13 protein-coding genes and 1 tRNA gene are annotated in these 12,868 nt (G+C 63.3%); 5 read left to right on the top strand and 9 right to left on the bottom strand.

The features are described 5' to 3' along the window. The first annotated feature begins 79 nt into the window (after nt 1-79). Together ACZK2G_RS09410 and ACZK2G_RS09415 are read left to right on the top strand one after the other, a co-directional pair. The gene (locus tag ACZK2G_RS09410) at nt 80-520 is read left to right on the top strand and encodes a low molecular weight protein-tyrosine-phosphatase (RefSeq protein WP_049421330.1); all 441 of its coding nucleotides are present in this window, start codon (nt 80-82) and stop codon (nt 518-520) included. Between the two features lie 38 nt (nt 521-558). Beyond that, nucleotides 559-2,787, top strand: a complete 2,229-nt coding sequence (locus ACZK2G_RS09415) for a polysaccharide biosynthesis tyrosine autokinase (RefSeq protein WP_478475342.1) — start codon at nt 559-561, stop codon at nt 2,785-2,787. Between the two features lie 183 nt (nt 2,788-2,970). Here the strand turns inward: ACZK2G_RS09415 and ACZK2G_RS09420 are convergent, their stop codons facing one another. From ACZK2G_RS09420 to ACZK2G_RS09445, 6 genes are all read right to left on the bottom strand, one after another. Continuing rightward, complete coding sequence (locus ACZK2G_RS09420; RefSeq protein ID WP_478475575.1) at nt 2,971-5,091, bottom strand: YjbH domain-containing protein; 2,121 nt, start codon at nt 5,089-5,091, stop codon at nt 2,971-2,973. Then, entirely contained in the window at nt 5,091-5,864 is a 774-nt protein-coding gene (locus ACZK2G_RS09425) for a capsule biosynthesis GfcC family protein (RefSeq protein ID WP_478475343.1), read from the bottom strand. The genes ACZK2G_RS09420 and ACZK2G_RS09425 overlap by 1 nt, the downstream gene beginning before the upstream one ends. Beyond that, entirely contained in the window at nt 5,861-6,553 is a 693-nt protein-coding gene (locus tag ACZK2G_RS09430; protein WP_478475345.1) for a YjbF family lipoprotein, read from the bottom strand. The genes ACZK2G_RS09425 and ACZK2G_RS09430 overlap by 4 nt, the downstream gene beginning before the upstream one ends. Nucleotides 6,554-6,566: 13 nt before the next feature. Beyond that, nucleotides 6,567-7,673, bottom strand: coding sequence for a polysaccharide biosynthesis/export family protein (locus tag ACZK2G_RS09435; protein WP_088480621.1), 1,107 nt, complete (start codon nt 7,671-7,673; stop codon nt 6,567-6,569). An 88-nt stretch (nt 7,674-7,761) separates the two neighbouring features. Beyond that, nucleotides 7,762-8,070 carry a hypothetical protein gene (locus ACZK2G_RS09440; RefSeq protein ID WP_010484749.1) on the bottom strand — a complete coding sequence of 103 codons (309 nt, stop codon included), beginning with the start codon at nt 8,068-8,070 and terminating at the stop codon, nt 7,762-7,764. A gap of 109 nt (nt 8,071-8,179) precedes the next feature. Beyond that, nucleotides 8,180-8,713, bottom strand: a complete 534-nt coding sequence (locus ACZK2G_RS09445) for a phosphatase PAP2 family protein (protein ID WP_478475347.1) — start codon at nt 8,711-8,713, stop codon at nt 8,180-8,182. Between the two features lie 166 nt (nt 8,714-8,879). Between ACZK2G_RS09445 and ACZK2G_RS09450 the strand changes: the two genes are divergently transcribed. Then, nucleotides 8,880-8,956 (top strand) — tRNA-Arg (locus ACZK2G_RS09450). A gap of 36 nt (nt 8,957-8,992) precedes the next feature. Here ACZK2G_RS09450 and ACZK2G_RS09455 read toward each other — a convergent pair. After that, nucleotides 8,993-9,883 (bottom strand): dihydrodipicolinate synthase family protein, encoded by an 891-nt coding sequence (locus ACZK2G_RS09455; protein WP_478475349.1) that lies wholly within the window; start codon nt 9,881-9,883, stop codon nt 8,993-8,995. 108 nt (nt 9,884-9,991) lie between these two features. Between ACZK2G_RS09455 and ACZK2G_RS09460 the strand changes: the two genes are divergently transcribed. Then, entirely contained in the window at nt 9,992-10,465 is a 474-nt protein-coding gene (locus ACZK2G_RS09460) for a GNAT family N-acetyltransferase (RefSeq protein WP_478475351.1), read from the top strand. Nucleotides 10,466-10,472: 7 nt separating this feature from the next. Here ACZK2G_RS09460 and ACZK2G_RS09465 read toward each other — a convergent pair whose 3' ends face one another. After that, nucleotides 10,473-11,030 carry a GNAT family N-acetyltransferase gene (locus tag ACZK2G_RS09465; protein ID WP_478475352.1) on the bottom strand — a complete coding sequence of 186 codons (558 nt, stop codon included), beginning with the start codon at nt 11,028-11,030 and terminating at the stop codon, nt 10,473-10,475. A 146-nt stretch (nt 11,031-11,176) separates the two neighbouring features. Between ACZK2G_RS09465 and ACZK2G_RS09470 the strand changes: the two genes are divergently transcribed. Beyond that, on the top strand, nt 11,177-12,070 hold the full coding sequence (locus tag ACZK2G_RS09470) for a helix-turn-helix domain-containing protein (protein ID WP_478475354.1): 894 nt from the start codon (nt 11,177-11,179) through the stop codon (nt 12,068-12,070). Here ACZK2G_RS09470 and ACZK2G_RS09475 read toward each other — a convergent pair. Further along, nucleotides 12,018-12,848, bottom strand: coding sequence for a universal stress protein (locus ACZK2G_RS09475; protein ID WP_478475356.1), 831 nt, complete (start codon nt 12,846-12,848; stop codon nt 12,018-12,020). The genes ACZK2G_RS09470 and ACZK2G_RS09475 overlap by 53 nt on opposite strands. Between the last annotated feature and the right edge of the window lie 20 nt (nt 12,849-12,868).

The following is a 12,868-nucleotide window of genomic DNA, read 5'->3' on the forward strand; positions in this document are numbered from 1 at the left end:
GCTTGGCTAACTTTCTTTCGTATGCGTAGCGTTGCCTGCTGGCGTACGCGCTCCACGTCGCCCGCCAGAGGATTGGCTCATGTTCAACAAGGTGCTGCTGGTCTGCATCGGAAACATCTGTAGAAGCCCAACCGCAGAAGTGCTCATGCGGCACCAGCTTCGGGACCGCACAGGGGTAGAGGTCTCCTCTGCAGGGCTTCAGGCATTGGTCGGTCGGCCGATAGATGAGACCGCAGGAGAACTGCTTCGGGAGAAGGGGCATGATCCCAGCGCCCATCGAGGGCGTCTGGCAACGCCGTCTGTGTTGGCGGCGGCTGACCTGGTGCTGGTGATGGAGCAGTCCCATGTGGCGCGAATCGCCCGCGAGGTTCCTCAGGTGAGCGGCAAGACGTTCCTCTTGGGGCATTGGGATGGAAGGTCGGAGATCCCCGATCCCTACCGCCAGCAGCGGATTGCGTTCGAACACGTCTACGGTTTGATCGAGCAGGGCGTTGCCCGCTGGGCCAGCCATATCAAGTAATTGCCGCACTGGTGCGGTTTTTTCAAGAAACGGAAGCTATGACCAAGGAAACCAGTGCGCGGCCCGCCCGCGAAGACGACGAGATTGATCTGCGGGATCTGCTGGGCGTTCTCATTGACCGCAAATGGTGGATCCTGGGAACAACCTTCCTGTTCGCGCTGGTTGGCGCCGCCTACGCGATCCTGACGCCGCCGGTGTATCGGGCTGAGGCCACGGTGCAGGTTGAGTCGAAGATGCCCACCATTCCGGGTCTAGCAGATCTCACCTCTCTGGGCGGAGGCGGTAGTACCGCATCCACCACCGAAGTTGCGCTGCTGACCTCGCGTACGATTGTCGGTACTGCGGTCGACAAGATGCAGCTCGAGACGGTCATCGAGCCCCGGCGTTTCCCATTGGTGGGCGGACTGATTGCGCGTCGTTTCTCGGGCGAGACTGAGGGCGAAGTGGCGGCTCCGGTTCTGGGGCTTTCCAGCTATGGCTGGGGCGGCGATGAGCTGAAGATCCATCGCCTGGACGTTCCCGCACGGTTGCTCGACGAGCCGATGATGCTTGTCGCAGGTGATAAGGCTGGGGAATACTCGCTGCTTGATGACGAGGGCGAAGCCATTCTTGCCGGCAAGGTCGGCATGCCCGCCGAGGCGCGCGGGATCAGGATTGAAGTCGCGAGCCTGAATGCCAATCCGGGCATGCGCTTCACGCTGACCAAGCAGCGTCGCCTGGACGTCATTGCCGGACTGCAGGAAGACATCCGCGCGTCCGAGCAGGGCAAGGACTCTGGCATCCTCCGTGTCAGCTATGAAGACACCGATGCGGTTCGTGCGCAGGCGCTGGTGCAGAACATTGCTGAAGCGTATGTGCGACAGAATGTCGACCGAGGCTCTGCCGAGGCGGCAACACAGCTTGCCTTTGTGAAGGACCAGCTCCCAACCGTTCGCAAGCAGGTTGAGGACGCACAGGCGGCAATGGCGGCCTATCAGTCCCGTTCGAACTCCGTTGACATTACGATGCAGACCAAGGGTCTGCTCGAGCAGGAGGTTGCCGTTGAGGCAAGCATCCAGCAGCTGCGCCTGAAGCAGGCTGAGATGGACCGAAGCTTCACACGTGAGCATCCCGCCTACCGTGCGATGCTGAACCAGATCGGCGAGCTTGAGGCTCGCAAGAGTGGCTTCCGTCGTGAAGTGAGCGCACTGCCTGATACGCAGCAGGAGCTGCTGCGACATACCCGTGATCTGCAGGTCAGCAACGAACTGTACACCGCGCTGTTGAACCAGGCGCAGCAGTTGGATGTTGCGCGGGCCGGTACGGTTGGTAATGTCCGGATCGTTGATGACGCGATCGTCGATATCAGCAAGCCGGTGAAGCCTCGCAAGCCGCTGATTGTTCTTGTGGCGTTCCTGTTGGGCGCATTCCTGTCCACGGCCGCGGTTTTCCTGCTCCGCATGCTGAATCCTGGCGTGGAGGATCCGGCGCAGATCGAGGAACTGGGGCTGCCGGTGTATGCGGCCATTCCGCTGAGCAACTCGCGGAATCTACTGAAGGTTCAGAAGGGCAAGGGCGGCAAGAAGCGCGTGGTGGCAGATGGCCGGTCCCACCTTCTGGCCGCCGCCGAGCCTGCCGACCTGGCAGTGGAGGCATTGCGTAGCCTCCGCACAAGCCTGCACTTTGCAATGCTCGAGGCCAAGAACAACATTCTGGCCATTTCGGGCCCGCGGCCCGGTGTCGGCAAGACCTTCATTTCGGCGAACCTGGCGGCTGTCGTCGCTCAGGCGGGGCAGAAGGTTCTTGTCGTCGACGTTGATATGCGAAAGGGTACCCTGCACAAGGTGCTGGGCGTGTCGCATTCCGGGGGCTTGTCTGATGTTCTGGCCGGCAAGGTGACCTTGCAGGATGCGATTCATGCTGTCCCGGGCCTGGAGAACATGCATTACATCACCCGCGGTGATATTCCGCCGAACCCATCCGAGCTGCTGATGCATCCGCGGTTCCTGCAGCTGCTGGAGGGTCTGGCCAAGGAATACGACCTGGTGATCGTCGATACGCCGCCGATTCTTGCGGTCACTGACGCCGCCATTGTCGCCAACCACGCAGGCTCTACCTTGATGGTGACTCGATTCGGCGTGAACCAGCCGAAGGAGATCGAGCTTTCGATGAAGCGCTTCGAGCAGAATGGCGTGAAGGTGAAGGGCGCGATCTTCAATGCGGTGGAGAAGCGTGCCACGGGCTACTACAGCTACGGCTACTACGAGTACGCCTCAAGCGAGAAGTGATTGCTCGGACGGGGGGAGCTGAGGAGCTTTTCCCTCCGAGAGACAGAAAGGGTCGGTTGCACGTGCAGCCGGCCCTTTCTTTTGGTTGCAGGATACTGGAGCAGAACAGGCAAACGAGAAGGGCCGGCTGCGCTGGCAACCGGCCCTTTCCTGGTCTCTGTCGAATGGGGTGGATACCCGCCGTCAGTCGTCGATTCTGTCGAGATTGTCGAAGAAGAAGTCCGGATCCCGCTCTGAGGTCAGCTGGTACAGCGCATAGCTTCGACTCAACCGCGCACCACCATCTCGATACAGCGGATTCCATGCGAACGTCGCACGCGCGCGCGTGGATCGGGGCAGCAGGAAGTCGAAGGGAATCGAAATGAAGATGCCCTTGTCGAAGCTGCCTTCGCCGAAGTCCTTGGATGAAACGTCGGTTTTGGTGGCGTACGCGCCCATGTTCACGCCGTTGTCGAAGGCGCGCGCGACCGAGATCGTGGCGCCCCAGTCCTTCGCCAGGTAGCGGCCAGCGCTGATCATGCTGGTGATCTTGTGCTCATCGCCCCACTGATAGTAGAAGCTGGCGTGGCCGGTAGTGGTGCTGTAGTCACGGAAGCTGAAGCGCTGATCGAAATCGCGCTGCTTCACCCAGTTCAGCTCGGCACCCACAGCCCAGCGCTCGTTGAAGGGTCGGTAGAGGATCTCGCCACCCACGCCGCCGTACATGGCCTCGAACAGGCCGGCGTAGGCCGAGCCATACAGGTCTTTGCCCAGCTGATGATTGCTGGTGAGCTGCAGGTTGGTCAGGGTCAGGTCTTCCGTGGTCAGGTACTTACGGATGTTGGTGCGGACCCGGGGCAGGTTGCTTGGCGCGTCGTAGCGGAAGCGGTCGTAGTTGTTGTACGCGTTGTAGCTGGCCGTTCCACTCAGCCAGGTATTCCGCGTGAAGTGGAAGTTGGCCGAGTAGGTGCCTGCGACCTGGAACAGGAAGAAGCCATCAGGACCGCCGAGCTGCTGCTGGTATCCAATATTGAACGCGCCGTCGTAGCGTCGAAGTGGCGCCGCATAAAGGCTCTCACGGCGCTGCTGCGCAGGCGCTGCCTGCTCGATGTGGCCGGCCAATTCGCTCAGTGGAGTGCGATTGTCGAGGTAGCTGTTGAAGGTGCTGCGTTCAATGCTGCTTTCCACGATGGGTACGCCCAAGCGGGTGTTCTCGATCGTGAACCAGCTGGTATCGGATGGCAGTTCTGAATCCAGGATGCGTGCCGCTCGGCCAACGCCCTGCGCCGGGTAGTAGAACCGCCGCTGTTCACCGCTGACGATGACTTCCGATCCACGGCGGCTGATGCCTGTGACACGGAGGCCGGCGTTCTCTTCCAGGGTCCGGCTCAAGGCGGGCCAGTCGATGTCATCCATTGACTGCGCCGAGGGTGCCGCGGATGCTCGGGCAACCGGAGGCGGATCCAGCAGCTTGGGCGTGGATTTCGCTCGTGCCACATTGCCGCGCAGGGTAATGCCGAACATGGCTGTGTCGCCGCGTTCCCAGCCAAGATGCAGTTGCACGTTGCGATTCACGGCATAGCTTGCGCCCAGGTTGATTGGGCTCTTCTGCGTTTGATTGTTGTTCTGTGGTTCGCGCTTGTAGTCGTTGCCGTCGTACTCAAGCTTCAGCTGCAGGGGTTCCCAGGGTGTCTGGTAGGCGATGCCACCGAAGATGCCGACGGGACCGCGGAACATGCCCTTGCTGTTGAAGTTGCCGGTGCCCTGCGCGCGTGGGCGCTCTTCAAAGCGGTCGCTGATTACCCGAAGCGGGTTCGAGAAATCGCCTCGATTACCGATGTAGCCGGTGGCGAGGCCGAGGCTCGCATCAACTGGCCCGAACCGCTTGCTCGCAACCAGGTACTCGCTGGAAAACAGGCCGGTACCACCGATATCGCGGAAGCCTGCGGACAGCTCTGGTGCCCAGCGGCTTTCCTGCCACAGCCGGACCTTCAGATCGATGGATTTGTCCTTGTAGTTCTGCTTCCCGCTCAGCCATTCCGGGCCGTAGCGTCGGTTTGCAACCGAAACATAGCGGAATGCACCTTCCACCCAGGGAAGAGGCTGCATCACCACGTTGTAGCGGCTGTAGGGCGAGGTGTGGCTTGCGGTGAAGCTCACCTCGCCGTCGTCGGCCATGCGTGCGGTAGGAGTCTGTAGCAGGCCAACGCCGCCCCAATCGCTCGCGGTAGGGGCGGGGGCTGTTTGTGCGTGCAATGCAGCGCTGACGCTCAGGCTGAGAAGGGCAACACTGGCGCGTGCCAGTGGGATGGAGCGATGGCGCATCAGTATGAAACTCCGGGTGCATCCAGCACCTGGGTGGCAAGGAAGCGCACGGCATCCTCGTTGACATCGGGGGCGATCGCGCGGATCTTCGCAGTGCTCAATGGTACGTAGATCACAGCGCCGGGCGCCAGGCGCACGGGCGCACTGCGGTTCCACAGGGCCACGCCGAGTTGCTCCACCTTGCCGTCGGGCTGGATGACGTAGAGATCATCCCGGCTCGCCACTGGCAGCAAGGAACACGCGTTGCGGTAGCTTCGTGCGTCGAGTGTGGCTTGATGCTGCAGCTTGCAAGGCTGTGCCACTGCGCCAACAACCTGCACGGTTTCGGGGCGGCCAGGATAGACGACGCGGTCGCCCGCCTGCGCGGGCCGATTCTCCGAGGCACTGGCTTCCAGGCGGCGCGGATCAAGAAGCTGCGGTTCGCGCCCGGTCACCGGCAGGTCACCGAGCTCGCGCGCCAGCTGTGCGGCCGCGTCGGCAAGCTCCGGGGCATCCTGCTGGGAGGCGAGCGTTTCAAGATCGAAGAGCAGGCCCGCTTTGAGGCGGGTCTGTGGCATCAGTGCACGTTGCCGAAGAAGGGCGGCGCCCAGCATATAGGCTTCTTCATCCGGCGTTGCAGCGAGTGCGGCTGCGCTGAGGCGGGCCTCGGCGGGAAGCGTGTGCATGCCGGGATTGCGGACATGGCCGGCCGCTTCGACGTTGATCGGCGATGAGGCGTGCGCATGGGGAACCAGCCCCAGTGCCAGCGCAAGAATGATCGGTCGCAGTGTCATCGGTTCTGCAGGTCCTGCGAGTAGGGCTTGAGCTGGACAACTTCAAGGCTGGTGTCGGGTGCGATGGCCTGGATGCTCTTCCAGATGAACCCGTTGGCAGGATCGACCCAGTAGTGGTTGTCGCGCTTCCAGCCGTTGCCCTTAAGCTGCTCCCGCACGTGCAACAGCTCGCGCTCGCTCTCCAGGATCCGGACCTTCTCTTTGCCCAAGGTGGCCAGGGTGCCGGTGACGTTCATGCCATACCTGTAATCAGGCATGACGTCATAGCGACGCTGCACGGTCGTGCCGTCTGCTATCCGGTGCAGGGCGTGGAAGGGGGAATCCCCTTCGAGCATCATGTCCTGCAGTTCCGGGTTGCTGCCGTGGGTGCCGACGACGATGCCATCCCTGAGAAAGACGATGCTTCGCTCGGAGCTGTACCACGCCTGGCGCCCGGAATCGATGTTGCCAAGCACCAGGACGGCGCCACCCGCAGGCCCGGTGACCTTGATCTGCGGGAACCGATTGGCAGCAACCTCGGCAGCCGTTGGCTCCACATCGGGCTTGCCCTGCAGTGCGATCTGCACCGACTTGACGCTGGTCTTGCCCACGACACCGCAACTGGTTGCGGTGATGAGAACAAGCAAGGCCAGCGCCACGGGGCGCTGGCGGGTTGCATGTCGGGTGGCAGCCTGAGCGATCCTGCTCATGGTGCGGACCACCTTACTTGTCCAGGTCGCTACGCGCGCTGGCGGCGTTGCTGATGATGGAGGTGAATGGCAGCAGCTGGTTCACGAACCGGCTCCAGCGGGTCACGCCAGCGGCACCGACGAACACCACATCGCCGGGCTGCAGGTCGAACTGGCTGGCCACAGCGAACGCAGTCGGGGACTTGGCTTCCAGGTGGAACACCTTCGAGGGGGTGCTCTGCAGGTCGTTCGAACCGCGGATCACGTACACAGCATTGCCGTTGGAGGTGGTCTGCAGCAGGCCGCGCGCGCGGCCAAGTGCCTGGCTCAGGGAAATCTCGCCGGTCTTGAAGTTCATTGCGCCGGGCTGGTTGACTTCGCCGACCACGAAGACTTCCTTGTGATCGAGGTAGGGCACGTAGATGTGGTCCCCTGCCTTGAGGAACACGTTGGTGTCACCGCCGCCGCTGCGGCCCAGTCGGTCGAGGTCGATGGTGTACGTTGTTCCATCGCGGGTCAGGCGAATGCCGGACAGGTCAGCCTGTGTCGGATCCAGGCCTGCCTGGCTGATGGCATCGCCCATGGTCAGCGGGGTTACCGTCAGTGGAACGGTGGCTGCCTGGCGCGAGGCGCCGGTGACCCAGACGCGCTGGCTGGCGTAGGTCAGCATCGACACGTCCACCTGCGGCGCTTCGATGTAGCGCGCCAGCTTGGTCGTGATTTCTTCGCGCAGTTCGCCGGGCGTCTTGCCCGTGGCGGTGATCTTGCCGATGTAAGGGTAGAAGAGCGTGCCGTCGGACTGCACCAGGCGACCCGCGGCGTTGAGCTGCTGCTGCGGGCCTGCCGGCACCGTCAGTTCCGGATGATCCCAGACAGTGATGTAGAGGATGTCGCCGGCGCCAATGCGATACGGACCCGGTTGATACTGGGTCAGGGCAGCGGGGATCGACGCGACATCGCGGGTGGCGCGCTCCATGGCAATCAGCTTGGGCGTGATCGGAATCAGATCGATCTGGTCATTGCCGATGGGCTGATCATCGCGAGCGAAAGTGCTCGAGCGAAGATGCTGACCTGGAGCCCACATGCAGCCGGTCAGGGTGAGTGCCACCGTCATTGTGGCTACGAAACGCTTGCAGTCCATCGAAATCTGTTCCTGGCCCGAACGGGCATGAAAAAACCCTCGCCGAACATCGCCCGGCGAGGGCGGGGGTGCCGCTTCGGTTGACCGATCAGTTGGTGCCGGTGGTGCCGGTGGTGCCGGTCGTACCCGTGGTGCCGGTCGGCGGGTTGGTGGTGCCGGTGCCGCCGTTGTTGCCCGCGTCATCCTTGCTGCTGTCAGCGGCAACGCTGTACAGCACGCCGGCGGCGGCAATGCCCAGGCCGACGGTCGCGACGGTGGTCAGGGTGCCGGTGGCGGCAGCGCCTGCGGCTTCAGCGCCAGCGACTTCAGCGCTGGTTTCGGCAGCGACCGGGGCTTCCTGGGCGAACACCGGCGAGGACAGGCCCAGCAGGGCCAGGGCGGCAATCATCTTCTTCATCTACGGGGTCTCCTACTCCGTGAGGGAAATTTTTCCACCGCTATGTTGGCGGCTATTCATTTGCCCTGTCAAGGAACGTGAAGAAAATGTGCAATTGAATTGGCAGATTTCAGAAGTGCTGGAAGATCTCAGCCCTCCCGGAGATGAGCTTGGCCAACGCGATCACGAGTTGATGGGTATGGAGGTCGGGCAGGGTGAGAGGCAGGACCATCCCGGCGAGCATGGCAACTGCGACAACCAGGGCCGTGGGGCGTCCTGATGGCAACGCGGCGCGCAATGCCCAGCCGCTGAAGCCCAGGCCGAGCATCAGTCCGGCAATGACTTCCGAAAGGCTATGTGCATGCAGCGGAATTCGTGACCAGGCAATGGCGGCGGCCAAAAGCGCGCCAATCAACAGGCCAGTCGCCCGAGCACGCTTGCCGGCTCCGGCGAGCAGCACACCCACAATCGGATAGATGACGCTGGACATCGCCGCGTGCCCGGAGAAGCCGGTGAAGTGCACGCTTTTGATGCCGATGCCCCAACCCATGAAGGCCAGCTTTGAGGCAAGCGTGACGCCGGCGGTGACGGTGATGGCCAGCAGCCATCGCCATTTCAGGCGTGCATCTGCGCGGGGCAGGGTGATCAGCAGCACCAGGGCCATGGGGAGCAGCCAGCGGCTGTCGCCAAGGGCGGAGAGGGTTCGCCAAGCGTCGGACATCCAGTTCACAACGGGTCGCGGCGGGCCAGCATATCTACTTCGAGAGCCGTGCAGGACGCCCCGCGCTTGGTCCATTCAGCCAGACGAGGTATCCTTTCCCGCTGCCAATGGCCCCGTAGCTCAGCTGGATAGAGCGTCCCCCTCCTAAGGGGAAGGTCGCCCGTTCGAATCGGGCCGGGGTCACCATCCGCTACACCCACATGGCAACCGCTCCCAGGGCTTCTAGAGCAACCCCAGCCCACCCAGCACCGCCTCCACCTCCTCGCGCTCACCGTCCCGCAGCCCCTGCAACGGCAACGGCAGGCAGTCCTCGCCGCACAGCCCCAGCAGCGCCGCCGCGCAGGCCATGACGCGAATCCCGCCGAACCGGTCATACAGCGACCACAGCGGAGCCAGCCGAGCAGACAGGGCAATAGCACCCTCTGCATCGCCACTATCTGCGGCCCGCATGATTCCCAGCGCAACCTCGGGGAACAACCCCGCAGTCACCGAATACCAGCCATCGCACCCCGCCAGCAATCCACGTACGGCCGACGCGTCACCACTGACGCCTAGCGTCACATGCGCAGGAACGCGGGCACGGAGTGCAGCAACGCGCGTGGCCGCCTCAGCCGGATCATCTGCGAGGCGCGGAATCTTGATCGAAGCGACGTTGGGCAGCGCGGCAATCCGGCCATGCAGTGCATCGGTGAAGCGGAAGTGCGTGGTGCCCGGATTGTCGTAGACGCAGATCGGTGTACGCACGGCCGCACAAATGGTCTCAAACAGTGCTTGCACCTCATGGTCCTTCAGGGGCTGGTAAGAAACGGGGGCGAGCAGCAGGCCTGCAGCACCTGCATCCTCGGCGTCCAGGGCCAGCTCCAGCACATCGCGCGTACGCAGTGCACCGATGCCGGCGATGACCGGTACGCCTCCTGCGTGCGCCAGGGCTTCGTGCAACGCGCGCTTGCGCTCGTGCTTCTCCAGATAGGCGTAGCTGCCAGTGGAGCCAAGCACGCCCATCGAATCAACATCGGAATCGGCCAGGCGCTCGACCAGTCCGGCAAACGCACGAAAGTCGATGCCGGCTTCAGAGAGCGGGGTCAGTGGAAACGCGCTGAGGCCTTTGAACATGGGATCTCCCGAAGGGGGAATGGGCTGGACCCCTGGAATTGTTTGTTGTCCTATGACAAAACTCAAGTGTCTCCATGTAGCGTGTATAACCGCCGCGAATGACGCACCATGCGGGTCGTGAAACCAAACCTTTGCGCCGTCCAGCCTTCCCACTACGCCACCATTGCCGATTGGCTTGATTCCGCCGAGGCCACCCAGCGCTGGGCTGGCCCCGGCGTGCCGTTTCCTTTGCCGCCGGAAGGGTTCGCGCAGGTGCTCGAACTCGGGTCGCGGCCGGGCTGGGCGCTGCTGGACGAGCAGGGCCGGTGCTTGGGCTTTGGCCAGTACTGGATAACCGACGCCGGCACTGCGCACCTGGGCCGCATCATTGTTTCCCCACTGGCACGCGGGCGCGGCCTTGGCCGGCTGCTCATGCAGGCCATGAGTGCACAGGCCATGCGCGAAGACGGTATCGAGCGGCTCACCCTGCGCGTCTATCGTGACAACACGGCCGCCCTGGCCCTGTACCGCGATCTCGGTTTCCAGCAGGTTGAAGCGTCCTCAACACCAGAACTTCTTCTCATGCAGCGCACGTCGGCCTGAACTCCGCTCATTCCGGCAAGGTGGCCTGCAAGGCAAACCATTGCTCGCGGGTGATGCGGCTGATGTGCTCGGTGCGGTAGTCGCCGAGGAAGCTGTTGAACTTGTCCACCTCGGTATGATGATGCTGGAAACCGCATTTGCTCTGCGCGGCCAGCGACTGCAGGTTGTCGGCGAAGTAGCCGCACCACAGCGCATCCAGCTCCAGATCCATGAAGGCGTGCCGCATCACTTCACGCACTGCTTCGGGCACCAGCCCGCGTCCCCAGTACGGCACGCCGATCCAGTAGGCGATCTCGCCTTCGCGGTCGCTGATCTCGAAATTGCTGTCAGCGCCGATCAGGATGCCGACACAGCCGATCGCGTGGCCGTCCTCGCGGCTCTGCAGTGCGTAGACCTCCGCCTGGTTGAAGACGGTGCGGATGATTTCGGTACTTTCCTCGACGCTGGTGTGCACCGGCCAGCCGGCGATGGGGCCCACGCGCGGGTCGCGGGCGTATTCGTACAGATCGGCGGCATCGGTGTCGCGCCAGGGGCGCAGGATCAGGCGTTCGGTGTGTAGCTGCATGGCAGTTCCAGATACGGAAAGAGAGTGCACAGGCTAGGTTCCGGCGCATCGCGGGCACAGGGCCAGACCTTGATGATTTCGGTACTTTTCACAACTCAATGCCGAGGCCCGTTATGCTGTGCCCCGGAATCCAGCCGGATCGGCCCATGGACCGCATACCCCAGCTTCTGGATCAGGACGAATCCATGCGCCTGGAGGTCAGCACGCTGGCCGAGGGGCAGGGCGTCCCGCTGTCATTCGGGCATGCCTACCTGGCGGTGCTGGTGTGTGTGTCCGGGCGAGCGCGCTTTGCGCTGAACTTTCGCGAGGTGGCGATGCAACGGCACGATGTGCTGGTGCTGGCCGAGGACACGCTGGCGTTGCTGCGCCAGCGCTCGCGTGGTTTCGTGGTGATGGTCTGTCTGATGCCCAAGGCGCTGGCATCGGAGGTGGCCTATGTGTTGCCCAATGCGCTGTTCCAGTTCCTGCACGAGCAGCCGCACTGCAGGCCATCACCGCTGGATGTGCCGTTGCTGCAGGGGTGGCTGCAGCTGATGATGGACGCGCAGCACAACGGTGGACGGCACCGCCATGTGATGCTGCGCAATCTGCTGCAGAGCTTCTTCCTGAAGATGGCCACGTTGCTGCCGAAGCAGAAGAGGGTGCCCGCGCAGGTCAGCCGGCGAGAACGCCTGGCTTGGAACTTCTGGGAGCTGGTGGGCCAGCGCAGCACGCGCCAGCGTGACGTGCAGTCCTATGCGGAGGCGCTGTGCATCACCCCGTTCTATCTCTCGCAGCTCACCCGCGAATGCTTCGATGAAACGCCGAAGGCGTTGATCGACCGCCAGGTGGTGCTGGAGATCAAGGCGCTGCTGACCTACAGCGAGTTGCCGATCGGACGCATTGCCGATCGCCTGTGTTTCGAGGATGCGTCGTACCTGTGCCGGTATTTCCGGCGGCATACCGGTCAATCGCTGACCGGCTACCGCCGAGCGGGGCAGGGTGGGACTAGTGCGATACGAACAGCGGCGCCGGCACTTCGGCAAGCAGGTCCTCGGTGACCCCGCCAAGCACGCGCTCCACCACCCGGCTGCGGCTGTAGGGGCCCAGAACCAGCAGATCGGCTTCGGCGTCCAGCACGTGTTGGCGGATGGTCGCGGCGATGCCGCCCTGGCTCGAGTTGATCGCCTGTATTTCCACTTCAACGCCGTGCCGCGCCAGATGCTGGGCCATCTCGGTACCGGGTGCGCCTTCGGTCTTGGGCGTGTCGACCATCAGCAGGTGCACGGCCTGCGCACGGGCGAGCAGCGGCAGCGCATCGGCCACTGCGCGACGCGCCTGTTTGCTGGCATTCCAGGCCACCACGATGCGGCGGCCGACCTGATCGCCTTGCCAGTGCGGCGGCACCAGCAGCATCGGCACGCCGGTCTGGCGCAGTGTGCCCAGGGGCCGCCAGCCGCTGGGGGCCCCGGGTGTATGCGGATAGCCGGCGATGATCAGGTCGCAGTACAGCGATTGCAGGGCCAGGTCGGCTCCGCCCAGATAATCCGAAACGATGCGTAGCTCGGTGCTGATCTGCAGTGGTTCGGACAGTGCGCGCAGGTTCTGCATCAACTGTGCGGTACAGGCCGCGTCGGCGCGCGCTTCATGATCGAGCGCGGCGGCGATGCCGGCGCCACGCGCGAAGCCGTTGGCGATGTCGGTGGGATGCTGGGCAGTGGACACTGCGACCAGATGTGCCTGCTGTGTCTGTGCCAGGTGGGAGGCGATGTTCAGTACGCGTTGTCCGATGTCGCTGGCATCGAACAGCACAGCGATATCGCGCAGTGGATGCAGCATGGCCTTTCTCCTTCGATGCC

This window comes from Stenotrophomonas sp. 107298_Sma (genome assembly GCF_056480345.1).

Coding starts and splice junctions, on each gene's coding strand:
- ACZK2G_RS09410 (WP_049421330.1), top strand. CDS start 80: ATGTTCAACAAGGTGCTGCTGGTCTGCATCGGAAACATCTGTAGAAGC.
- ACZK2G_RS09415 (WP_478475342.1), top strand. CDS start 559: ATGACCAAGGAAACCAGTGCGCGGCCCGCCCGCGAAGACGACGAGATT.
- ACZK2G_RS09420 (WP_478475575.1), bottom strand. CDS start 5,091: ATGCGCCATCGCTCCATCCCACTGGCACGCGCCAGTGTTGCCCTTCTC.
- ACZK2G_RS09425 (WP_478475343.1), bottom strand. CDS start 5,864: ATGACACTGCGACCGATCATTCTTGCGCTGGCACTGGGGCTGGTTCCC.
- ACZK2G_RS09430 (WP_478475345.1), bottom strand. CDS start 6,553: ATGAGCAGGATCGCTCAGGCTGCCACCCGACATGCAACCCGCCAGCGC.
- ACZK2G_RS09435 (WP_088480621.1), bottom strand. CDS start 7,673: ATGGACTGCAAGCGTTTCGTAGCCACAATGACGGTGGCACTCACCCTG.
- ACZK2G_RS09440 (WP_010484749.1), bottom strand. CDS start 8,070: ATGAAGAAGATGATTGCCGCCCTGGCCCTGCTGGGCCTGTCCTCGCCG.
- ACZK2G_RS09445 (WP_478475347.1), bottom strand. CDS start 8,713: ATGGCCCTGGTGCTGCTGATCACCCTGCCCCGCGCAGATGCACGCCTG.
- ACZK2G_RS09455 (WP_478475349.1), bottom strand. CDS start 9,883: ATGTTCAAAGGCCTCAGCGCGTTTCCACTGACCCCGCTCTCTGAAGCC.
- ACZK2G_RS09460 (WP_478475351.1), top strand. CDS start 9,992: ATGCGGGTCGTGAAACCAAACCTTTGCGCCGTCCAGCCTTCCCACTAC.
- ACZK2G_RS09465 (WP_478475352.1), bottom strand. CDS start 11,030: ATGCAGCTACACACCGAACGCCTGATCCTGCGCCCCTGGCGCGACACC.
- ACZK2G_RS09470 (WP_478475354.1), top strand. CDS start 11,177: ATGGACCGCATACCCCAGCTTCTGGATCAGGACGAATCCATGCGCCTG.
- ACZK2G_RS09475 (WP_478475356.1), bottom strand. CDS start 12,848: ATGCTGCATCCACTGCGCGATATCGCTGTGCTGTTCGATGCCAGCGAC.